18 protein-coding genes, 1 tRNA gene and 2 pseudogenes are annotated in these 23,158 nt (G+C 60.0%); 11 read left to right on the top strand and 10 right to left on the bottom strand.

Going from position 1 to position 23,158, the window contains the following annotated elements; genetic code table 11:
* The 3 genes and pseudogenes from ACPYOI_RS26250 to ACPYOI_RS26240 all read right to left on the bottom strand — a co-directional run.
* A pseudogene (locus tag ACPYOI_RS26250) lies at positions 1-454 on the bottom strand (sugar ABC transporter substrate-binding protein); the annotation flags it as partial.
* Positions 455-510: 56 nt separating this feature from the next.
* Positions 511-1,572, bottom strand: coding sequence for a ketopantoate reductase family protein (locus tag ACPYOI_RS26245; RefSeq protein WP_481416218.1), 1,062 nt, complete (start codon positions 1,570-1,572; stop codon positions 511-513).
* A 124-nt stretch (positions 1,573-1,696) separates the two neighbouring features.
* Entirely contained in the window at positions 1,697-2,731 is a 1,035-nt protein-coding gene (locus ACPYOI_RS26240; protein WP_481416219.1) for a ketopantoate reductase family protein, read from the bottom strand.
* A gap of 494 nt (positions 2,732-3,225) precedes the next feature.
* On the opposite strand from ACPYOI_RS26240, the gene ACPYOI_RS26235 reads away from it, so the two are divergent.
* The gene (locus ACPYOI_RS26235) at positions 3,226-4,320 is read left to right on the top strand and encodes a LacI family DNA-binding transcriptional regulator (RefSeq protein ID WP_481416220.1); all 1,095 of its coding nucleotides are present in this window, start codon (positions 3,226-3,228) and stop codon (positions 4,318-4,320) included.
* An 11-nt stretch (positions 4,321-4,331) separates the two neighbouring features.
* On the opposite strand, the gene ACPYOI_RS26230 is transcribed toward ACPYOI_RS26235, so the two are convergent.
* Together ACPYOI_RS26230 and ACPYOI_RS26225 are read right to left on the bottom strand one after the other, a co-directional pair.
* The gene (locus ACPYOI_RS26230) at positions 4,332-4,637 is read right to left on the bottom strand and encodes a putative quinol monooxygenase (protein ID WP_481416221.1); all 306 of its coding nucleotides are present in this window, start codon (positions 4,635-4,637) and stop codon (positions 4,332-4,334) included.
* Between the two features lie 30 nt (positions 4,638-4,667).
* Positions 4,668-5,564 carry an SDR family NAD(P)-dependent oxidoreductase gene (locus ACPYOI_RS26225; RefSeq protein ID WP_481416222.1) on the bottom strand — a complete coding sequence of 299 codons (897 nt, stop codon included), beginning with the start codon at positions 5,562-5,564 and terminating at the stop codon, positions 4,668-4,670.
* 305 nt (positions 5,565-5,869) lie between these two features.
* Here ACPYOI_RS26225 and ACPYOI_RS26220 point away from each other — a divergent pair, with 305 nt between their 5' ends.
* The 3 genes from ACPYOI_RS26220 to ACPYOI_RS26210 all read left to right on the top strand — a co-directional run bounded on the left by ACPYOI_RS26220 (position 5,870) and on the right by ACPYOI_RS26210 (position 9,499).
* The gene (locus ACPYOI_RS26220; RefSeq protein WP_481416223.1) at positions 5,870-6,901 is read left to right on the top strand and encodes an ABC transporter substrate-binding protein; all 1,032 of its coding nucleotides are present in this window, start codon (positions 5,870-5,872) and stop codon (positions 6,899-6,901) included.
* A gap of 141 nt (positions 6,902-7,042) precedes the next feature.
* Complete coding sequence (locus ACPYOI_RS26215) at positions 7,043-8,074, top strand: ABC transporter substrate-binding protein (RefSeq protein WP_481416224.1); 1,032 nt, start codon at positions 7,043-7,045, stop codon at positions 8,072-8,074.
* Between the two features lie 102 nt (positions 8,075-8,176).
* A complete protein-coding gene (locus tag ACPYOI_RS26210; protein ID WP_481416225.1) occupies positions 8,177-9,499 on the top strand; it encodes an alpha/beta hydrolase family protein in 1,323 nt (440 codons plus the stop codon).
* Between the two features lie 268 nt (positions 9,500-9,767).
* Here ACPYOI_RS26210 and ACPYOI_RS26205 read toward each other — a convergent pair.
* The 3 genes from ACPYOI_RS26205 to ACPYOI_RS26195 form a co-directional block, all read right to left on the bottom strand.
* A tRNA-Ser gene (locus tag ACPYOI_RS26205) sits at positions 9,768-9,858 on the bottom strand.
* A gap of 84 nt (positions 9,859-9,942) precedes the next feature.
* A complete protein-coding gene (locus tag ACPYOI_RS26200) occupies positions 9,943-11,160 on the bottom strand; it encodes an NAD(P)/FAD-dependent oxidoreductase (protein WP_481416226.1) in 1,218 nt (405 codons plus the stop codon).
* Positions 11,161-11,245: 85 nt separating this feature from the next.
* Entirely contained in the window at positions 11,246-12,361 is a 1,116-nt protein-coding gene (locus ACPYOI_RS26195; RefSeq protein WP_481416227.1) for a Gfo/Idh/MocA family protein, read from the bottom strand.
* Positions 12,362-12,557: 196 nt separating this feature from the next.
* Here ACPYOI_RS26195 and ACPYOI_RS26190 point away from each other — a divergent pair, with 196 nt between their 5' ends.
* From ACPYOI_RS26190 to iolB, 5 genes are all read left to right on the top strand, one after another.
* Positions 12,558-13,433 (top strand): MurR/RpiR family transcriptional regulator, encoded by an 876-nt coding sequence (locus ACPYOI_RS26190; RefSeq protein ID WP_481416228.1) that lies wholly within the window; start codon positions 12,558-12,560, stop codon positions 13,431-13,433.
* 88 nt (positions 13,434-13,521) lie between these two features.
* Positions 13,522-15,456, top strand: coding sequence for a bifunctional 5-dehydro-2-deoxygluconokinase/5-dehydro-2-deoxyphosphogluconate aldolase (locus tag ACPYOI_RS26185; protein WP_481416229.1), 1,935 nt, complete (start codon positions 13,522-13,524; stop codon positions 15,454-15,456).
* A gap of 182 nt (positions 15,457-15,638) precedes the next feature.
* Positions 15,639-17,489 (top strand): 3D-(3,5/4)-trihydroxycyclohexane-1,2-dione acylhydrolase (decyclizing), encoded by a 1,851-nt coding sequence (gene iolD / locus ACPYOI_RS26180; RefSeq protein WP_481416230.1) that lies wholly within the window; start codon positions 15,639-15,641, stop codon positions 17,487-17,489.
* Between the two features lie 173 nt (positions 17,490-17,662).
* Entirely contained in the window at positions 17,663-18,580 is a 918-nt protein-coding gene (gene iolE / locus ACPYOI_RS26175; protein ID WP_481416231.1) for a myo-inosose-2 dehydratase, read from the top strand.
* A gap of 170 nt (positions 18,581-18,750) precedes the next feature.
* Positions 18,751-19,548: a 5-deoxy-glucuronate isomerase gene (gene iolB / locus ACPYOI_RS26170; RefSeq protein WP_481416232.1), complete on the top strand. Its 798-nt coding sequence runs from the start codon at positions 18,751-18,753 to the stop codon at positions 19,546-19,548.
* A gap of 41 nt (positions 19,549-19,589) precedes the next feature.
* On the opposite strand, the pseudogene ACPYOI_RS26165 reads toward iolB, so the two are convergent.
* Positions 19,590-20,959: pseudogene (locus tag ACPYOI_RS26165) on the bottom strand (MATE family efflux transporter).
* Between the two features lie 69 nt (positions 20,960-21,028).
* Entirely contained in the window at positions 21,029-21,466 is a 438-nt protein-coding gene (locus ACPYOI_RS26160) for a glyoxalase superfamily protein (RefSeq protein WP_481416233.1), read from the bottom strand.
* A gap of 338 nt (positions 21,467-21,804) precedes the next feature.
* Between ACPYOI_RS26160 and ACPYOI_RS26155 the strand changes: the two genes are divergently transcribed.
* Positions 21,805-22,155, top strand: coding sequence for a hypothetical protein (locus tag ACPYOI_RS26155; RefSeq protein WP_481416234.1), 351 nt, complete (start codon positions 21,805-21,807; stop codon positions 22,153-22,155).
* Between the two features lie 260 nt (positions 22,156-22,415).
* Positions 22,416-23,158: LysR family transcriptional regulator (locus ACPYOI_RS26150; RefSeq protein ID WP_481423578.1), on the top strand; the 743-nt coding region annotated here is incomplete at its 3' end.

The raw sequence follows: 23,158 nt of genomic DNA, 5'->3' as shown, positions 1-23,158 counted from the left end.
CGTCGAAGGACGTATGGGCGACCCAGTACTTGGAATTGGTGTCCCAAGGATGGATGTCTTCGGGCCGGTTCCAGATCGTGACGACATGCACCTTGGCCTTGGCCGATCTGTTCACGACCGCCTTAACGAAGGCATTCGACGACGGATCGGTCGCAAGCGCGCATTGATTGCACCCGGCTGAGTAGGTGGCGCCAAGCTGCGCCAGTAGCTGATCACCCTGATAATTGCTCGTCAGAACGGCGGGCTCCTTGCCGAGCGACGCGGCGATATCCTTCACGCCCTGCAGATATTCCGACCAATATTCCGAGGCCGTCTCGTCGATGCCGACGATCAGACGTCCGCCCTTCGCTTCGCCCGCGGTTGCATGGCCGGCGGGAAGCACGATGCTTGCGCACGCGGTGGCGGCTGTCAGCAGCCACCCGGCAAACAGGCCGAATTTCAAATGCGATTTCATGCCATTCTCCTCCTCAGGTTAAATGCACATCGATAGGTGCGCCGTACCTCCGCGCTTCATCGGCGGTCGGCGATAGCCTCATGGGCTTCGATCAGAAGCCTGGAGTTTTCCGGTTGCGCTTCGAGTCTCCCGGCTTCGATGTCGAAGGCCACCTCCACGACGCGCTGGTTGATCGGCGATGACTGACCGTGAGTTCGCAGAATATCCACGACCCAGCCGTTGACTTCCTGGACCTCCGCGCGCCGGCCTTTGCGCCAATCCTGGAGGGACGTGGTCAGCGTGTCCGGCTGCGAGAACGTCTTAAGCACTTCCTCGAAAATCTGATCGACGTATCGTTCGGGATGATTGGTCGTGACCGGTGGCATACCGATAATCGGAACGATCTTTGCCCCGTCGACGAGCGCTGCCTGCATCGCCTCGTACCCGGCGGCCCGCATCACCTCGAGCATTCCCGGGGCGCGGGCGGCATCGGCCAATGCCAGATTGACAATTGCCGACGGGATCAGTTCAGCCGCGTTGACGACGAGCTTCATCCACTTGGCGGAGCGAATGTCGTCGACGACCTCGACCGTGCCGGAGTTGCGCAGCAGTTCGGCAACGTCCTCCACACGCTCCTGCGTCTTCGGATCGAGCGCGCCAAGCGCAAACCATGACGTATCATGGTCATTCTGCCTGTTGGTGATGCCCGGCACGAACATATTGGAGGCGATTTCGATAACCGCACCGATCGTTCGTTCCCGGCCGACGATGGCGGCGATGTCCTCATGTGTCATGCCGTTCTGAAGGCCGACAACCAAGCCGTCCGGAGCCAGGCACGGCTCTATGAGCTGACACGCCCACTTGGTGTCGTAGGCCTTGACCACGAGAAAGACGACATCGAATGGCTCCTTGATTTCCGCAACCTGGCAGAGATGAAGCGCCGGAACCTTTGCATTGATGGTCCGTGTCGGCAAGTTTACGGTTATGCCGTCCTTGCGTATCGCCGTGACATGCTCGGGCCACTGCTCGATGAAGGTGACATCGAGACCGGCCAGGGCAAAGTCAGCACCGATCGATGCCCCTTGCGCGCCGGTTCCGACGAACGCGATCTTCGGGCCGCGCGTTTTATCCCAAGTCATGTGGCTCTCTCCTTTGCAAATGGCATGCGCTGCTCGCGCGGTTAAAACATTTCCAGCCGTTCGACTGGCGCGCCTGAAATTCTCTCCCACAGGACCAATGCGGATGCCTCCTTCACGCATTTGGTCACGCGACGAGAAGGGAGCTATTGGATGGTTGTGCCTGCAGCTCGCCTTTCTCGATCGAAAGCGCGACGTCGACGATCCTGCTATTGGCGGGCGCAGACTGACCGGCCTTCTCCAGCGTCTTCACAACGTGGCCGTTGATGTCGAGAACTTCGCCGCGCCGACCTTTTCGCCAGTCCTGCAGCACGGTCGTCAGCGTATCGGGCATCATGAAAGTCTTGAGAACCTCGTCGAAGATCTCATCGACATACCGTTCCGGATCGTTGGTTTTCGTCGGCGGCATCCCGAGGATCGGAACAATCTTTGCTCCGTCAATTTGCGCGGCCCGCATTGCCTCGTAACCGGCAGCTCGCATGACGCCCTCCATGCCGGGCGCTCTCACCGCCTCGGCAAACGGAAGGTTCAATATCGCTGATGGAACGAGTTGAGCGGCATTGACGATCAGCTTCATCCATTTGGCGGAGCGAATGTCGTCGGAGACTTCCACACGACCGCTATGTCGCAGCAATTCGGCAATCCGCTCGACACGTTGCCGATTGCCTGCATCAACGGCACCAAGCGCAAACCAGGAGGTATCGTGATCGTTCTGACGATTGGTGACTCCAGGCGTGAACATGTTGGAGGCCATGTCGAATACGGCGCCCACGCAGCGCTCATCGCCGACCACGGCAGCGATGTCGTCGAGCGTCATCCCATTCTGGACCCCGACGACCAAGCCGTCAGGCGCCAGAACGGCCGCGATCAACTGGCATGTCCAACGGGTGTCATAGGCCTTGACGACCAGAAAAACGATGTCGAAGGGCTCACGAAGCTCCGCCACCTGGCATAGGTGCATAGCGCGAACGTTTGCATTGATTGACCTGGAAGGCAGATTGACGGTTATGCCATTCTCTCGCATGGCGCAGACATGCTCCGGCCATTGCTCGATAAACGTCACATCCAGCCCGGCCAACACGAAATCGGCCCCGATTGACGCGCCTTGAGCGCCCGTTCCTACAAACGCGATCTTCAAACTACGCGTCATATCCCAGGCCATTGCAGATTCCTCTCCATTGTCCCGCCGGCACCCGATGTTGCCGCCTCCGACCGCATCGATAAAAGGGATCAGGGCTAGAGTCAAGTGCAAACGTTTGCGCAAAATTTCTCAATTTTCCGCGACGTCTTCTCTTGATGCCTTTAAAACGGCGGGAGGCGTGAGGTCTCCACCAACCGTTTCCTTGTGCAACCGTTTGTCTTTATTTATAGTTTGGAAGTGACGCGGCGGCCAAGATGCGGACAGTGCCGATGTCCTCCGCCCGTTTGTGACGTCAGCCCGCTTACAAACCGACAAGGCAAACGCGGTTTTTTGCGGCAAATGGGTCGTCAGAGAGCCTTTCAGGGTCAGAGCTGATTAAAGTTTCCCAACTATGGCTTTTGTGGCAGTCGTTCTGAGTGCTCCGGCGGTTCCAGACACGCTCGCTTGTGCGCAAAGGTTTGATCGCTTATTTTCCTGAAGGTAGCACTGAATCACTGCAACGTGGCTGGAACGAGATGAGTGACACTCTCCGCGAGGATCAGAAGAAGCGTTCGCGCGTAACCATTGTCGACGTCGCAAACAGTGCCGGTGTGCACGTTTCGACGGCCTCTCGGGCGCTCAACCCGAAGGCAAGCCATCGGATTTCAAGCAAGGTCGTCCGGAAAATCGAAAAGGTCGCGGAGCAGCTCGGCTACAAACCCAACACGCTGGCTTCCAGTCTGCGTACGCAGAAGACCGGCACGATTGGTCTTATCGTACCCAATCTGAGTGACCCGCTGTTCTCGCCGATCATCGCGTCCATCGAAGAGCGCGTCGCGGAGGAAGGCTATGTGACCTTCGTCGCGAACTCAGACTACAATCCGGCAAAGCTGCGTTCGATTATCGAACGCATGGGCAGCCAATTCGTCGCCGGCCTCATCGTCGCAAGCTTCGAACTCAACGACCCGTCAGTGGACCTGTGCCTGAAGCTTGGGATACCGACGGTCGCGGTTCTGCGCGACCCCCGGGACAGCCGCATCTCCTCCGTCTCGATGGACGATGTCGTCGGAGTCCAAGCGCTCGTCGAACATATGCTCGATCTCGGCCATCGGGACATCACTTATGTGACACCGCCATTGGCCGCGTCGACGGCCCAGAACAGGCTCGCTGGCTTCAACGCGGGCACGCGATTGGAAAAGGCTGCCGGCTGCCGCTTCGACGTGATCGAGGCACAAGCCTATGATGTTGCGGAGGGCGAACGCATCATGGGACAGATGCTGGCGAACGGGCTGACCAGCAGCGCGGTCCTCGCTTTCAATGATCTTCTGGCAGTTGGATGCCTCGTGGCCCTCAGATCGGCCGGTGTCGCTTGCCCCGAACAGATTTCGATCGCCGGCGTCAACGATCTTCCGTTTATGAACATGCTCTCGCCGCCCTTGACCACTTTGCATACCGCCGGCCGTGATCTCGGATCTGAAAGCGCGGAGCTCTTGATGAGCCTGATCGACAATCTCCATCAGCCTGTGAAGCGCATTCTCCTGACCCCGCACATGGTCGTGCGGGGAACAACAGGACCTGCGCGCAAACCGCAGGCGAAGTCGCCCACCAATGAGAAGGTACAGCCTGCGTAGGCCTGAAATCGCTATTTCCGCTTGGATATCATGGTCATGAGCCGGACATCCGGGTCCAGTGCGAGGAACTCGTCCTTTCGTTCGACCAGTTCCTTCAAGTAGGGCGTCTCCATATGCCTGTCCAAAGCCTCCCGGCTGATCCAGTTCTCATAAAACGAAAACTGGGCTGGATTGTCGTCGCTTTGGTGCAGGTCGTAGTCGACACACCCATTCTCCGCACGGGTTCGCTCAATCAACGCCATTAGAAATGCCCTGGTTTCATCGACCTTTTCGGGCCGAGCCACCAGGTGTGCCATCACTGTTACCTGATCCGGCATTTGCGTGTGTCCTCCTCGAATGCCGTGCGATTACGTGAATCGGCAGCCGCCGTTGACGTCGAGAGTGGCGCCAACAAAGTAGCTGGAGTCCTCTGTCGAGAGGAAATGGATGGCCGAGGCAATTTCCGCAGTTTCCGCCGGGCGGCGCATCGGAATCTTGTTCCATTCGATGGAGCGCATTTCATCCGCGGAAATGCCGCGTTGTTCTGCCTCGACGGCGAGGGCGTTGAAATGCATCGGGGTGTTGATGTTTCCAGGGGCTACGCAGTTGACCCGGATATCTGGCGCCAGCTCTGCTGCAACGCTTTGCGTCAGGGAGATCAGCGCCGCCTTCGAGGCGCAATAGGGGCTGAAGTATGCATGCCCTTCCCGCCCCCAAAAGCTTGAAACAGTCGCGATGGAAGCATTTCCGGATTTCCGCAGCAGTGGAACGCAAGCACTGATGAACTTGACGTTTGCCCGGAGGTTTACGTTTTGCACCTTATCCCAGAGGGACATGTCCATCTGCTCTATGCTGATTGCCGGATGGTTGATGGCGGCGATCAATCCAAGGAAGCGCAACGGGATCCCCAGGCCGGCGGCTGTTCTAGCGACGGAATCAACTTCGTCATCATTGGTCAGGTCCATCTGAATCCCGGAGCATTGGCGTCCGAACTCCGTGGAGAGACCTTCTGCCAGTGCTTTCACGTCATCAGTCCGGTCACAGAGGATCATTGACCAGCCGCTCTCGGCGAAGCGCCTGGCGGTCGCCCGACCGACCTCGCCAGCGGCGCCTGTCAGAATGCAAAGCTTTGTATCTGCCATTTCACTGTTCTCCTCCCACGCATCCTGTGAAGGGTACAAACAATCGATGGAGGGAGAAGGGAATAATTGTCCATTTTGGACTTCGGCTTTTGGAGTTCGCAGACGAGAAAGGCCATTGAGCAATAAATGAGATGCCTGGCGGTCGAAATTTCGCGCGGCACCGCCAATGCTTCACCGAACTGGCCATGAAACGCAGTTTGGTAGGTAGCTAAAAATTAGCTTGCTAACCAATACAATTTATCTTTGTCGGGAAATGCAGTCCGTGTAACGCTGAATTTATTCCGGCGTGGAGGATATTGCCGGAAGATCGTGTGCCCTACCGACGGACCAGTCTCCGCACCTGTATCCAGATACGAGATAAAAGGCAACCTGGCATTTTGCCCGGGCGCTGTCGTTTGGCCTCGGGGACGAAATATGGGAGGAAATTCATGAGAATACTCGTAGCGCGACTGGCAGTGGCACTGCCGTTGCTTTTCGGTGCAAACATGGCGGCATCTGCGGACAGCGCAATCGACGTCGCCCTTGGGGATGTCTCGCTGAACAAGGTGGCCTTCCTGGTCGCCGCCGATAACGGCATCTACCAGAAGAACGGCCTGACCATCCATCAATTCATTACCAAGGGGGCAGCCTCGCGCATCAGCCGCAGCGGCATCAATGTTCCGGCAGAATTCGTCGGCACCGACGAGCAGGACGAAAAGGCGCCGATCTCGGTCGGCGGTGGCAGTCCGCTGATCGTCTCCATGACCACGGATGCGCGTTCGACCGATCGCGTCATCATCGCCACGACCGACAGCCAGGCCCGGTTTCATATCATCAGCTCCAAAGCGCTCAATTCCGTCGACGATCTGAAAGGAAAGCGTCTCGGTTATTCGAGCTTTGGCTCCGTCAGCCATTTGATGGCCTTGGAATTTCTGCGCCAGAAAGGATGGAGCCAAAACGACGACATCTCGCTGATGGAAGAAGGCATGGCCTATTCGGCGCTGAAAGAGGGCAAGGTGGACGCGTTCATCGGCAGCGAGATCTACTACACCATGGCCGAGAAGAACGGCGCCAAGGATCTTGTCAACCTGACCGACTACAAGATCCCGCTCGCCGGCTCCGGCATCAATGTGGAACGCAAGTGGCTTGCCGATCATCATGATGAAGCAATGAGCTTCGTCAAATCGACCATCGAAGCCTACGCGCTGATGAAGTCGGACGAGAATGTCGTGAGAGCCGTTCTCGCCAAATGGTATGGCATCAACGATCCCAAACAGCAGGATGCGATGTACGCCCAGGTCGTCGCCGCGCCGGAAAAGCCTTATCCCGCCGCCGACGGCATCAAGCTCGTGAAACAACTCTTCAATCATCGCGAACTTAAGCGCCATGACGCCGACTATTTCTACGACGACAGTTTCGTCGCCGAGTTGGACAAGAGCGGCTTCATCGACAAGGTCTATGCCGATCCCAAGGCGAACTGACCGTCGCTTGGAGTGCCCGGCGGCCAAGCTGCTCAGTCTGCACTGCTTTCACCTCGCTGTACCAGCCTGTCGCGGTCGTGTTGCCACGGCCGCGGCGATCCAAATTGGATTTTCTTCATTATCGATTTTGGGAGGATCACGATGATCAGAAATCTGCAGATCACGACAGTTTTATCCCTGGCGCTCATCGCTGGCGTTCCTGCCTTTGCCGCCGACTCGAAGCCGATCGATGTCGCTCTTGGCGACGTTTCGATCAACAAGGTAACCTTCCTTGTCGCTGCCGATGCGGGAATCTACGAAAAGAACGGGCTGAACGTCCATCAGTTCATCACGCCGGATGCCGCGGAGAAGATCCGCCATAGCGGCATCAATGTGCCTGACAGCTTCGTCGGCAAGGACAGCAAGGCAGCGCCGATCTCGATCGGGGGCGGCGTCCCGATGATGTATGGCATGGCGACGGATGCGAGGGCGGTCGACCGCGTCATTCTCGCAACCACGGACGACAAGCTGCAGGACCATATCATCGTCGCTCACGACATCACCTCGCTCGACCAGCTGAAGGGCAAGCGGCTCGGCTTTTCCGGACTCGGCTCGGTCACCCATGTCACGGCACGCCTTTTCGCCGAGCATATGGGCTGGGATCCCGATCACGACATTTCGCTGATGGCGAATGGCAACAATATCAACGCGCTGGAAAAGGGGCAGGTCGATGCCGTGGTCGGCAGCGAATTGATCCAGGCAATCGCCGCAAAGGAAGGCTGGCACGACCTCGTCGATCTCGCGAGCTACAATATCCCGCTCGTCGGCTCAAGCGTCACCGTCGAGCGCAAATGGCTGCAGGACAATCCCGACGCCGCCGCCCGCTTCGTCAAATCCACCGTCGAGGCTATCGCACTGACCAAGACCAACAAGCAGGTCGTCTTCGACGCCCTGGCAAAATGGTTCAACATCACGGACCGGGATGCGCAGCAGCACATGTATGACCAGGAAATCGCCGAGCTGCCACAGAAGCCGTATCCTTCCGTCGACGGCATCAAGAAGGCGATGGAAGTCTATAATTTTCACCAGATGACCATGCATCCGGCCGAATATTATTACGACGCCCATTTCATGGCCGATCTCGACAAGAGCGGTTTCATCGACAAGCTCTACGGCCAGGCGAGCGCCAACTAGCTGCGCCGCCCATTACAAACCAACAAAGCCTCTTTAAGGCGCCGAGCATCGGCGCCCTCCTCTTCCCTTTGCCTTTCATCACTGTCTGAAACGGAGGAATATATGTTTTCAATCCATAAGTTATTGGCTTTAGCACTGGCACTTGCAGCTAGCTTTGCCCTGGGCGGCACGGCTTACGCGCAAAGCCACCCGGAATATATCCAGTTTTCACCAAGCGCCACGAAGGGCGCGCTTTACAAGCCGGATAACGGCACCCCCTCGCCTGTCGCCTTCCTGGCGATCCACCGCACATCCAACTTCATGAGCATGATCGCCACCAAAGAACTCGCGCAGCGCGGCTTCATGGTCCTCGGCATGAATCCGCGCTCGGACAATAACGAGGCTGCGGTCAATTTCGAGGATATCGCGCTCGATATTAAGCAAGGGGTCGAATTCCTGAAAAAGCAGCCCGGTATCAAGGCGGTGATCCTGATCGGCCATTCCGGCGGCGGACCCAGCACGAGCTACTATCAGGCCGTTGCGGAAAAGGGGGCGTCTTATTGCGACGGTCCGAACAAGCTCTCAAAATGCTCGGCGGAGGATGTCAAGGATCTGCCGAAGGCAGACGGCGTGGTCTTCCTCGATGCCCACCCCGGCAATACGATCAATACGTTACGTGGGCTGAACCCCGCGGTGACCGACGAGAGCAAGCCAGACGATCTCGACCCGACGCTCGATCCCTTCAATCCGGCAAACGGGTTCAATCCCAAGGGCGACTCGCATTATTCGGCCGAATTCGTCGAGCGCTATTCAAAGGCGCAGTCTGTTCGCATGAACAAGCTGATCGACAAGGCCCTGCAGATGAAGGCAGACCTGAAATCAGGCAAGGATCGGCGCGGCGACGACGAGCCCTTCATCGCGTATCGCGACCGCGCCCGCCTCTCCGACATCTCGACGGATGTCTGGTGCTGCACCCAGCGGCCGGAAAAACTCCTGAAGAATGACGGCTCGATCTCGACGGAGGTGATCCGCTCGGTCCGCGTATCCACCCCGAAGAATGCCAAAGTCGATGCGAGCCTCAATGGCGGCGCGCTGTTCCTGACCGTGAAATCCTTCCTGAGCGCCAATGCCATCCGCTCCAAGGATGCATTGAACGACATCGATATCTGCTCGAGCAACAACTCGACCCTCTGCGCGGTGCAATCGATCACCATACCGACGCTGGTGATGTCGATGGGCGGTCATTACTTCGTCAGAGACGGCGAAACGATCTTCGATCTCTCCGCCAGCAAGGACAAGGATTTCATCGTCGTCGAAGGCGCCGTTCACGGCATGACGCCCTGCAAGCCCTGCTCCGAGCAGACCGGGGTGTCCTACGACAACGCCACGAAGAACCTTTACGACTACGTTGCCGCCTGGGCCAACAAACGGTGGACGAAAGGCTGAGGGTTTATCGGCTTAAGCGAAACGGAGATTCCCGGCTATGCCGGGAATCTCGCATAAAATCTATCGCGACCGGCTCTACGAACACTGTCCCTGGTTAAGAAAGACGTAGGTTGCAGAGCAATCGCCAATCTCGTTGGCCTTGACGGCGCCGCCGGCCGAGCCCGCAGCTGACATGAAATGGCTTTGAAGCCATGACGCCAAGCTGGTCACAAAAAAATCGTCAGCCACAAGGGCTCGATTTTTCTAAACATCCAGACATGAAAAGGGATGGCGGAGAAGATGGGATTCGAACCCACGATACGCTTTTGACGTATACTCCCTTAGCAGGGGAGCGCCTTCGACCACTCGGCCACCTCTCCGGTGGGAGCCTGATAGAGTTATTCGGCAGGTGAATCAAGCTCTTTTTAGGCTTTTTCACCGACCGCCGAAGACGTCCTCCCGCATCACGAAAGCAGTTGCTTGAGGTCGGCCGATGCGTCGGCAAGGACCGCCTTGTCCGGTTTGACGCCCGATTCCAGGAGCTTCTTGCCGGTCACATAAGCCTTTGCGTCGTTGATCGCATCGACGGCGATGAACGCGCCTTTCCTGAAATACCAGATGGAGTGCGCGCCTTCGCGGACTCCGGGGCGGAGAATCGTCTCGTCGTAGCCGAGATTGAAGCCGGCGATCTGCAGCTTCATGTCGTACTGATCGGACCAGAACCACGGGTTCGGGTCGTATGGAACGTCGCCGCCAGCAATGATCGCGGCCGCGGCTTCGGCCTGGTCGACGGCGTTCTGCACCGATTCGAGCCGGATTCGCCCGCCGTGCCACGGCAGCATGGCACAATCGCCGGCGGCGTAGATCGAGGGATCCGACGTACGGGCAAATTCGTCGACGATGATGCCGTTTGCAATATCAAGACCCGCGTCCTGGGCCAACTGGTCGTTGGGGACGACGCCGATGCCGACGATGGCGAAATCGATGTCGATGACGGAGCCGTCGGAGAGTTCTGCTCCACAAACACGCCCATCCCTGCCGACAAGGCGCTTGAGGCCAGTGTGTTCGCGAATCGCCACATCATGGGATTGGTGAATCGCCCGGACGATATCGGCCGTCTCCTTGGCGGCAACGCGCTGGAGGATTCGTTCGGCCATTTCAATGACGGTCACTTCAAGCCCGCGATGGCGCGCGACCGCCGCCGCTTCGAGGCCGATATAGCCGCCGCCGATGATAAGGACACGGCGGCCGGGACGCATCTCGTCGGCCAGAAGGTCCGCGTCACGCTTGTCGCGGGCGACATAGACGCCATCAAGGTCGCCCCCGACCGCTGCTGGTAGCCTGCGCGGCGTCGAGCCCGTCGTCAGCGCCAGCGTGCCGTAGTCGAGAATGGAGCCGTCCTGCAGCGCGACCTGCTTCTGATCGCGGTAGATCTGCTCGGCCCAGGTTGCGAGGCGGATTTCGACGTCATTGTCGGGATACCAGTGCTCCGGGCGGAACAGCAGGCGATCGAAGGTCATCTCGCCCAGCAGATATTTCTTGGTCAGCGGAGGGCGCTGATAGGGCAGAACGTCTTCGGCGCCGACGATGGTGATCGGCCGGGTGTCCTTCAGAGCACGGAGCTTTGCCGCCATCGCGAAACCCGCCTGCCCCGCACCGATGATTACCAGTCTGTCCGTCACGTCTCACTCCCGGAAACTGCGTTTCATTGTAGAGGCGAGAGGTAGCCCTCGCCCCCAGCGCCGTCAACAGGAGCAATCTTCCTCGTCAGACGATCTCGACCCAGCGGCGCTCGTGGAAGGACTGTGCCATGGCATGAACGGACTTCTCTATCCTGAGACCGTCTTCGAATGTCACCAAGGACGACGGCGCGCCGGAAATGGCGCGTATCAGTTCACGGCATTCGATAATCTTCAGGTCATTGAAGCCCAATCCGTGGCCGGGCGCCGGAATGAAGCGGTCGTAGGGCTGGTGAGCGGGTGCGGCGAGGATCTTGCGGTAGCCCTGCTCGGTGCCGCGGCCGTCAGCCTGATAGAGCTCGAACTCGTTCAAGCGCTCCTGATCGAATGTGATCGATCCTTTCGATCCGAAGATCTGCAAGGCGATGCGACCCTTGCGGCCCCAGGCTGCGCGGTTGGCCATCAACACGGCGGAAATCCCACCGCCAAGGCGCATCAGGACGCTTGCCGCATCATGATTTTCGACCGGCCGCCGCCCGCCATCCCTGAGCGGACGATCTGCGTAAGGCTTCACCATGTCGGCGATGACCGCCTCGACATGGCCGAAAAGATACCAAAGCAGCGATAGCGGATGTACGGCGAAATCGTCGATCGCACCGTAACCGGCCGACAGTTCGCTCTTCCAGTAGAAGAAGGCGTCAGGATCGGCCATGAAGTCTTCGTCCATCTCGACGCGGATATGGTTGACGGTGCCGATCGCCCCCTCGCCGATCAGCGTCTTGATGTGCCGCATGATCGGGTTCTGTATATAGTTGTATCCGAGCACCGCGATTTTGCTGGATGTCCTCGCCGCCTTCAGCATGCGCTCCGCGTCGGCATAAGAAGGCGCCATCGGCTTCTCGCACCAGACATGCTTTCCCGCCTCGAGAGCCGCAATCGCCATCTCGGCGTGAAACTGGTTCGGTGTCGTGACCGAGACGACATCGACCTCCGGATCGGCGATCAGCGCTTTCCAGTCCGCCGTCGCCTTTTCGAAGCCGAATTCGGCAGCCCGCGATTTGGCAAGTTCCGCTGTTGTTTCGGCGAGATGCACGAGCCTGGGGCGCTCAACATCGCCGAAGACGGGTTTCACCGCATTCCAGGCCAGCGCGTGGCACTTGCCCATATAGCCGGTGCCGATCAAACCGATTCCGAGTGACTTCATCTCGGGCGCTCCTCCATGTCCCGCAGCGATTTTTGGAATATCTGGACCGTTTTGACAAGCGTTGTCACTAAGCCATTCGCGGGAAGCGGGAGCCAGTCCCGGCCAAATGCCTTTGAATGAAAACAGTTAGGATCGAAAACCCAAATCATCTATAGTCCGATCATGGAATATTTGTTTCATCCACTGGACGGCCCTTATGGATAATGACGCCAAGACACTTGTCCGCGTTCCGCGCGATTTCGAAAGCCTGCGCAGTACCATTATCGAGCGCAAGGCGAGCATGCCGAAGCGCCTTGCCCAGGTCGCCGCCTTCGCGCTCGCCAATCCCGACGAGATCGCCTTCGGCACGACGGCGAGTATTGCCGCGGCGTCGGAGGTCCAGCCATCGACGCTGGTCCGGCTCGCGCATCACCTCGGTTACGAGGGATTCTCCGATCTCCAGAGCATTTTCCGCGCACGGCTGCGCGACCGGACCCTGAGCTACGAGGAACGCCTCGTCACGCTGGAACAATCGGACGGCGGCGACGAGGATGCCAATCTGCTTTCCGGCTTCATCTCGGCAGCGAGCCAGTCCATCAGCCGCATGGCCGCGACGGTTGACGCGGAGACCTTCACCAAGGCGGTCGATATTCTGGCCGCGGCAGACACCATATATCTTATAGCGAAGCGCCGCTCCTACCCTCTGACGGCGCATCTGACCTACGCCTTTTCGAAACTGAACATCCGCCATCAGATCGTCGCTTCGCCGAACGGGGTCGATCTGGAGATGGTGCAGTTCGCGAGGCCGACGGATGCGGCGATCGCCGCAAGCTTTTCGCCCTACGCGGCCGATAGCCTCAGCCAGGCCGCGGAACTCGTCAACCGCGGCGTGCCCGTCGTTGCGATTACCGACTCGGCTTTTTCGCCGCTCGCCTCGCAGGCCAGTTGCTGGTTCGAAGTTGCCGAAGCGGACTTCGCCGGCTTCCGCTCCCTTTCGGCCGCCATGGCGCTGACAATGGCGCTGCCGGTGGCGATCGCCGAGCGCCGGCGCAAACTTAAAATCCGAAAAGCCGAAAAATGGGAAATGGAATAGATATTCCGAATTGACAAAAAATCGGAACCGATGTTTCATTGCGGAAGCTGCAGGCGGCAAAGATCTGCAAAATCACGCGGAGGAGATCATGGCGCAACCGAATCCGGGTCGACAGCCCGAACCGTCTCTCGATGTCATCACCATCGGCCGCTCTTCCGTCGATCTCTATGGCCAGCAGATCGGCTCCCGGCTGGAAGATATCGGCTCATTTGCGAAATCCGTCGGCGGCTGCCCGGCCAACATCGCGATCGGTACCGCGCGTCTCGGCCTCAGGTCCGGGCTTATCACCCGCGTCGGCAACGAACAGATGGGCCGCTTCATCATCGAGCAATCAGCACGCGAGGGTGTCGCAACGGATGGCATCGTCACCGACAAGGAGCGATTGACTGCCCTCGTGCTTCTGGCGGTGGAAGCCGAAGGCGTTTCGCCGATGATCTTCTATCGCTCGGATTGCGCCGACATGGCGCTCGATGAAAGCGATATCGACGAGAACTTCATCAGGTCGTCCCGCGCCGTCCTCGTGTCCGGCACGCATTTTTCCCGGCCGAACACCGAAGCCGCGCAGCGCAAGGCGATCCGCATCGCCAAGGCGAACGGCCGCAGAGTCATTTTCGACATCGACTACCGGCCGAACCTCTGGGGTCTGGCGGGTCACGCGGAAGGTTTCGAGCGCTACGTGAAATCCGACCGCGTTTCCTCGAAGATGAAGGAAACGCTGCCGGATTGCGATCTGATCGTCGGCACGGAAGAGGAAATCCTGATCGCCTCCGGCGCGGATGACGTGCTCGGCGCGCTGAAGGAAATCCGGCGCCTGTCGCCGGCGACAATCGTGCTGAAGCGCGGCGCGATGGGCTGCGTCGTTTATGACGGACCGATTTCGGACGATCTCGAGGCAGGCATCGTCGGCCAGGGCTTTCCGATCGAAGTTTTCAACGTTCTCGGGGCCGGCGACGCCTTCATGTCCGGGTTCCTGCGCGGCTGGCTGAAAGACGAACCGCTGAAAACCTGCGCCACCTGGGCCAATGCCTGCGGCGCGTTTGCTGTCTCCCGCCTGCTCTGTTCGCCGGAATATCCAACCTGGGCAGAGCTCGACTTCTTCCTGAAGAACGGCAGCAAGCACCGGGCGCTGCGCAAGGACGAGGCGATCAACCACGTTCACTGGGCGTCGACCCGTAAGAGCGAGATTCCGCTCTTGATGGCGTTTGCGATCGACCATCGTTCGCAGCTGACGAGCGTTTGCGACGAGCTTGGCACCGACTACAAGAAGATTGCCCAGTTTAAGCGCCTTGCTGTCGAAGCAGCCGCACGCGTTGCCGATGGCCGCAGCGGCTACGGCATGCTGATTGACGAACGCTTCGGGCGAGATGCCTTCTTCGATGCGGCGACCAAGAATTTTTCCTGGATCGGCCGCCCGGTCGAGTTGCCCGGCTCTAAGCCGCTGAAGTTCGAATTCAGCCAGGACATCGGCTCGCAGCTCGTCGAATGGCCGCTCGACCATTGCATCAAGTGCCTCTGCTTCTATCATCCGGACGATCCGGCCGAATTGAAGAAGGAGCAGCAGGAAAAGCTTCGCACGCTTTTCGAAGCGGCGCGAAAAGTGGGCCGAGAGCTGCTGGTCGAGATCATCGCCAGCAAGAACGGGCCACTCACCGACGATACGATCCCGACTGCGATGGAAGAACTCTACGCGCTCGGCATCAAGACTGATTGGTGGAAGCTGGAGCCGCAGGCTTCGAGTGCTGCCTGGAAGAAGATCGACGCCGTGATTGCCAAGAACGATCCGTGGTGCCGGGGTATCGTGCTGCTTGGGCTGGAGGCGCCCGCCGAAGAGCTTGTGAAAGGTTTCGAGGCGACGCTCGCCGCGCCATCCGTCAAGGGCTTTGCGGTGGGCCGCACGATTTTCGCCGACGCCGCACGCGCCTGGCTTTCCGGCAGGATGAGCGACGAAGAAGCGATCGCCGAGATGGCGGGTCGTTTCCGCCAGCTGACCGAGGCCTGGTTGAAAACGCGCGGGCTTAACTGAGGAAGTAAACCCCTCCCCAACCCCCACAAGGGGGAGGGACTTAACTTGGGGCACCGCCCAAACAGCAGCCATCCTGCGGGAACCGCTGTGGAAATATGAGGCGATGCGGCTGGTTAACCCCTCCCCCTTGTGGGGAGGGGTTGGGGAGGGGAAAATAAAAAGCAAGGATGCGGGAGGACCCGATGGGCAAGACGGTAAGATTGACGATGGCGCAGGCTGTCGCGCATTTCCTCAAGAAGCAGATGACGGTGGTCGACGGCAAGAAGATGCCGATCTTCGGCGGCGTCTGGGCGATCTTCGGCCACGGCAACGTCGCCGGCATCGGCGAAGCGCTTTATCAGGTACGCGGCGAACTGCCGACCTATCGTGCCCATAACGAACAGGGCATGGCGCATGCTGCGATCGCCTATGCCAAGGCGAGCTTCCGCCGACGCTTCATGGCCTGCACGACCTCGATCGGCCCCGGCGCCTTGAATATGGTGACGGCGGCGGGCGTCGCGCATGTCAACCGCATTCCCGTCCTCTTCCTGCCCGGCGACGTCTTCGCCAATCGGGCACCGGATCCGGTGCTGCAGCAGATCGAGGATTTCGGCGACGGTACGGTTTCGGCCAACGACGCCTTCCGCCCGGTCTCGCGCTATTTCGATCGCATTACCCGCCCCGAGCAGATCATGACGGCGCTGAAGCGTGCCATGCAGGTGCTGACCGATCCGCTCGATTGCGGTCCGGTGACGTTGTCGCTCTGCCAGGATGTGCAGGCGGAGGCTTTCGACTACCCGGAAAGCTTTTTCGACGAGCGTGTCTGGACGCAACGCCGGCCGCGCCCGGATGCGGACGAGCTGGCGAATGCCATCGCACTGATCAAGAAATCCGAGAAGCCGGTGATCGTCGCCGGCGGCGGGGTACTCTATTCGCAGGCGACGAAGGAGCTGACCTCGTTTGTCGAAGCCCACGGCGTTCCCGTAGTCGTAAGCCAGGCCGGCAAGTCGGCAATCGACGAGCGGCATCCGCTGGCGCTCGGTTCGGTCGGCGTGACGGGTACATCGGCTGCCAACGCCATTGCTGAGGAAACCGATCTCATCATCGCCGTCGGGACCCGGCTGCAGGATTTCACGACCGGCTCCTGGGCGCTCTTCAAGAATGAAAGCTTGAAGATGATCGGCCTCAACATTGCGGCCTACGACGCGCTGAAGCACGACGGCCATCCGCTCGTTGCCGATGCGCGAGAAGGCTTGAAGGCTCTGTCGAGCGGCCTTGCCGGCTGGAAGGCTCCGGCCGCGCTCGCCGAAAAGGCCGCGAGCGAAAAGAGCCGCTGGATGGATGCCGCGGCAAAGGCGATGGCAACCACCAATGCCGCCCCGCCCTCTGATGCGCAGGTGATCGGCGCGGTCACGCGCTCGATCGATCTGGAAAAGTCGATCGCCCTTTGCGCCGCCGGCGGCCTGCCCGGCGAGTTGCACAAGCTGTGGCCGGCCACGGTCCCCGGCAGTTACCACCTTGAATACGGCTTCTCCTGCATGGGCTACGAGATCGCCGGCGGCCTGGGCGCCAAAATGGCGCATCCGGAAAGGGAGGTCGTCGTCATGGTTGGCGACGGGTCCTACATGATGCTGAACTCCGAGCTTGCGACCTCGGTCATGCTTGGCCTCAAGCTCAATATCGTCGTTCTCGACAATCGCGGCTATGGCTGTATCAACCGCCTGCAGATGGCAACCGGCGGCGCGAACTTCAACAACCTGCTGAAGGATGCCCGCCATGAGGTGATGGCGGAGATCGACTTCCGGGCGCACGCCGAAAGCATGGGGGCCATCGCCGTCAAGGTCGCTTCGATCGCGGAACTCGAAAAGGCGATCGCCGATTCGAAGAGGAACGACCGCACCTCGGTTTTCGTCATCGACACCGATCCGCTGGTCACGACGGAGGCTGGCGGCCACTGGTGGGATGTTGCCGTCCCGGAAGTCAGCCCGCGCGGTGAGGTCAACAAGGCGCATGCGGCTTACGTCAAGGCGCGCGCCGCCCAGCGCGTCGGCTGATCGATTTTGAGACGTAGAGCTGGAGGCCCCCTCATCCGCCCTTCGGGCCCCTTCTCCCCCTGGGGAGAAGGGGGAACGAGATGGTGCGGCACATCCCCTTCTACCCTTTGGGGAGAAGGTGCCGGCAGGCGGATGAGGGGGCCTCGGCCACTAAAATATGAGGAGAAATAGTAATGAAGGCCAAACTCGGCATGTCGCCCATCGCATGGTGGAACGACGACCTTCCTGAGCTCAGCGACGACGTGTCCCTCGAGGAATGCCTGCGGCAGTCGCGCAGCGCGGGCTTTACCGGCATGGAAAAGGGCCGCCGCTTCCCGGAGGATCCCGAAGTGATGCTGCCCATCCTGCGCGCCGCCGACGTGACGCTCTGCGGCGGCTGGTTCTCGGGCACGCTGGTCAACGAGGAGCTTGCCGCCAACAAAGACCGCATCGCACCGATGATCGAGCTGTTCAAGGCGGTCAACGCGCCCTGCATCGTCTATGGCGAAGTCGGCCGCTCGATCCAGGGCGACCGCTCCAAGCCGCTCGCCACCAAGCCGCGTCTTTCCGACGACGAGATGAAGGCCTATGGCCGCCGCGTGACCGAGTTCGGCGAATGGTGCGCCGAGCAGGGAATGCCGCTTTCCTACCACCATCACATGGCCGCCGTGGTCGAAACCGAGCCGGAACTCGACGCCTTCATGCGGAATTCGGGCGAAGGCATTCCGCTGTTGCTCGATGCGGGTCACCTCGCCTTTGCCGGCGGCGACGTGCTGCGCGCCATCGACAATCACCATGCCCGCATCAACCACGTCCACGTGAAGGACATTCGAAAGCCCGTAGTCGATGGGCTGGACCGTAGCAAGCAGTCCTTCCTCGACGCGGTGGCGCTCGGCGCCTTCACCGTGCCGGGCGACGGCTCGCTCGATTTCGGCGCCATCGTCCAGCGGCTGGCCGACTACGGCTATGAGGGCTGGTTCGTGGTCGAGGCCGAACAGGACCCGCGCAAGGCCCCGCCGCAGAAGATGGCCGAGATCGGCCATGCCGAACTGATGCGTGTGATGACGGCTGCCGGATATACGGTAGAGACTGAAGGTTTTCCGAAGGGGTAAGCCTTCGAAACCGCCGGAGCGGAAGCCCCTCATCCGCCCTTCGGGCACCTTCTCCCCGCTGGGGAGAAGGGAAACGAGCCGGCACGGCAAAACCCTTCTCCCCAGCGGGGAGAAGGTGGCGGCAGCCGGATGAGGGGGCCGCATCCATATAATTCGTGAGGAGAACACCAATGCCAAACCTCAAGGTGAAACCATCGGGCACCAACGGCCGCGTCACCCACGTCACGCCGGAAAGCGCTGGCTGGACCTATGTGGGCTTCGACCTTCACCGGCTGAAGCCGGGCGAAACGGCGTCGGGCGAGACCGGTGAGCGTGAGGTCTGCCTCGTCTGGGTGAGCGGCAAAGGCAAGGCCAAAGCCGGGACGAAGGATTTCGGCGCGCTCGGCGAGCGGATGAACCCGTTCGAGGGGCCGCCGCATGCGCTTTACATCCCGATGAAGTCGACGTGGTCGGTGACGGCCGAGACCGATCTGGAGCTTGCAGTCTGCTCGGCCCCCGGCGGCGGCACCTACGAGGCAAAGGCGATTCTGCCGGGCACGCATCCGGCGCTCACGCGCGGCAAGGGCACGAATGTGCGCTACGTCAACAATATCATGCCGGAGGATGACGGATCGGCGCATTCGCTCCTCGTCGTCGAGGTGATCACCCCCGGCGGCCACACGTCTTCCTATCCACCGCACAAGCACGATCAGGACAACCTTCCGCACGAGAGCATGCTGGAAGAAACCTATTATCACCGCCTGAACCCGCCGCAGGGCTTCGCCTTCCAGCGGGTCTATACCGACGACCGTTCGCTGGACGAGGCAATGGCGATCGAAGACGGCGACGTGACGCTGGTGCCGAAGGGTTATCACCCCTGCGCCGCCACGCACGGTTACGACCTCTACTATCTCAATGTCATGGCCGGCCCGAAACGCATCTGGAAGTTCTACAATGCGCCGGAACACGAGTGGCTGCTGAAGGCCTGATTCGGGTGAATGCTTGCCGCGCCTGACGGCGCGGCATTGTCTCAAGCGGGCAACAGCCCGTATTGCCAGCCTCGGCTCCTTGCCAGCCGCGAGAGTACGACGCCTGCTAGGATGAACATGCAGGCTTCGGCAAAGACCGGCACCATCCAGATCCCCATTTCTCCGATAATCCTCGGCAGAAGAAACGTCAGGGGCAAAGTGAATACATAGGGTCGCGACAGGCCGAATATGGCCGCCCTTCTCGCATCGCCGATCGACTGGAAATATCCGGACAGGACGATCATCTGGCCGAACAGGAAATAGGCGCCGATCGTCCAGGGCAGGATACGCGAGACCTCGCCGATCACGATCGGATCGGCGACAAAGATAGCACCGATCCGATCCGCGAGCAGTTCAATCATCAGTTCCACTGCGGAGCAGTAGACCAGTGCAGAAAGGAGCGCGATCTGCAGGCTGCGCCCGACGCGATCCAAACGGCCGGCGCCGTAGTTGTTGCCGCATATCGTCTGGAAACCGATATTCAGGCCGAGCAGCGGCAGATAGGCGAAAGTCATGATGCGGGTGATGATGCCATAGGCGCCGACGGTCGCGACATAGTTCGACATTTCGAAGATCGAGAGATTGAGGATGACCGCCGCCGAGCCCAGCGAAATGCCGATGAAGCCGAGGCTCATCGGCGCGCCGAGTGCAATGATGCGGTGCCACTCCGCGACGTTGAACGCGCCTGCCGGTCGAAGCGCCGCAGGGCTATGCGAGCGATAGAGGAGAATGGCTCCAAGACAGATCGCCTGCGCGATCACGGAGCCGATCGCGGACCCCGCGACGCCCCAATGCATAACAGCCATGAAGAGCCAGTTCGCCAGGATGTTAAGCAGGGTCGACACCAAGGTTACCGCCGTCATGAAACCGATCTTGCCCTCGCAACGCAGCGCATCGATGTTCAGCGACAGGAAGAAGGCGACGGGTGAACATTCGATCATGATGGCCATGAATCGTGTGGCATTCACCGCGACCTGATGATCACCCGATGCGGCAGCATCGATGATGCCGGGACCCGCAAACCAGTAGATCCCGTTCAAAGCAACGATGAACAGAACGGCCAAGGCATGAGCCGCTGCGAATGTCCGGCGGGCACCGTCGCGATTTCCAGCCCCGAGTTGCCGCGCCAGGATGCTCGCCATGCCGTTCGACACAAGCGATTGCAGCGCGATGATCATCATCAGCTCCCCGGGAAAATCAGGGTAACGGCAGACAGAGCAGCCGGTCCGACATAGGCACCCAGGAAATAAGCGTCGACCACAGCGAAAAGGCCGCTGATCGTGGTGATCAGGACGATGGGCAATGCCGTGCGGGCGAAGACGGGCAACAGGCGGCCCGATAGAAAAATGTTCTCTTGGACAGTTTGTGTCATTTGGAAAATCCATGCGAACAGCAACTCGCGAAATGCGATGGCTGCCAAAATTGATCCATAGATGAAAGATCAGAGATCAAGCACGAGATGCGGCAGGCCGTTCGAGGTCTTGCGTGGAGACACGCCACTCGCGTCCACCTGCGCGTTGATGCGCTGGCGGAACGCCGAGAAGCTCTCGAATGTCACCACGTCCACCGGCTCGTCGAAATGAATGGTGACCTTGTGGAGTCCGCCGCCGGTCTCCGCAAGCGCCAGAACTGTGCCGGTGAAGGGCTGGTTCAGGTAGCGGCCTCGAACATGGGAGCCGACGGAAAGCGCGGCGATCGGTTCGGCATTCGGTCTGGTTGCGAGAGCGGAGAGCGTATTCCAATCACGCATGCCGTGCTGTTCGGCAACGAGTTCGAGTGCCGCACCGTGCGAGATTGCGGTGCCGCGCGTTGCCATCGCCTGACGCAGGCGCTTCGCCTGGGCCTTCAGCTCATTGATCGTGGGATAGGTCGTCGTCATGGGTTCAGCCTTTCGGAAGGCATGCCGTTTCGACTGCAAAAGGGAGCTCGCATTGCCGTCAGTCAGCATGCACCAATTGGCTGCGACGTGAATTTCGAGAACTTCACCATGGACTTTCATCCGCGAGCGGCAGGCGCCTCGAACCGGCGCCTGATATGGCGGAAGCGGCGTTGCCTGTCAAGAATGCCCCAGAATGGGATCGCCCGGCTCGCTCGGGATCACGAAATTGCAGGACTTTTCTGTCCCGCCACGCACAAGGCTCAAATTCTACTAATCCCGTTCAGCATCTGTCAGCATTCATGCGTTACCCTTCAACCGTACAACAAGCGGAGGCTGATATGGCCTTTCAGACGCACCTCAACGACGACAATAGCGAGCGGGAGAAATCGTATCGGGATTTCACGCTCGACCGGCCCGGCAAGATCATCTTCGTCGGCCATCACCTCAGCACCGGCACGCAGGTTCGCTGCCTTATCCGTACGATCAACCTCGCCGGCGCCGTCCTCGAAGTAAACCCGGGGATCGAGCTTCCGCACCATTTCTTCCTCGAGATCCTCGGCATCCAGGACGAGATCGGCTCGACCGTCGTCAAGCGAGAAGGCGAGCTGGTGACGATCAGCTTCAACATGCTGATCAATGCGGAATTCCTGCATCACGTGCTGCGCCTGAGCTTCGAGACGGACGTCTGACACGGTCTGGATGGCGGGCTCCGTTGCGCGAGGCAAGCCGCACGATCACCGGCGCGAGCCATTGGAGGCCTTGCCATTCCGGCCCTTCGAGCGGGTCGGCTAGAGGGTCGTGGCGGTTTCTGTTTCTAATCTCCAGTTCGTTCCAGAGAACTACCCAGTTGAGAAGCATTGTCGGGTTCTCCATCTATCTGCCGGAGCACCTGAACTAAGCCTTCGCCGCAGCCGGATGTAGAGCCGCGGAAGAAAGGGGGTTTTCAAAAATGAAAGACGCGAGCTGGGACGACCTCCAACTCTTCTATCATGTCGCGACAGCCGGCGGGCTGTCAGCGGCTGCGGCCCAGACCGGCCTCAGCGCGCCGACGATCGGCCGGCGCATGCTGGCGCTGGAGCGCGCGACCGGCCGCGCACTTTTTACACGCGGACCGACCGGCTACGGGTTGGCAAAGGACGGCACGGCGCTCCTGGAGCGCGTGCGCATGATGCAGGAAGCCGCGCAATCGATCTCCGACTGGCGCGGCGAAGTGCTTACGCTGCCGATCGTCTCAATGGCCGCCGATAGCTGGACATCCCGTTTCATTGCCGATCATCTGGCCAAGGTCTGGACGCCGAAAGACCGGTTCCGCATGTGTTACAAGACCTGCGATACCAGCGTCGATTTCACCTATCGTGAGGCGCATGTCGCCATCAGGCACAGACGTCCCGAAAGCGGCAATGTTGCGATCCGCCGCTCGGTGACGGTGTCGCACGCCGTCTATCAGGCGGCCGGCTTCGGCGGCGACAATTGCAACTGGATTTCGCTCGGCACCGATATTGCGATCACGCCCGCCGACAAATGGACGTTCGAGCAGCCGGACTACTGGATTACCGGCTGGACGAATACGCCGCACATGCTCTTCTACTTGATCCGCGGCGGTGCTGGCCGCGGTGTCCTGCCCTGCTTCATAGGCGATGCCGACCCCGGCCTCACGCGCGCCGGACCGATCATCGAACCCCTTACCTATGA

The organism is Rhizobium sp. SVR5-2C (genome assembly GCF_056755115.1).
The sequence above is the reverse complement of the archived record's forward strand: the minus strand, read 5'-3'. Positions and strand labels throughout refer to the sequence as shown.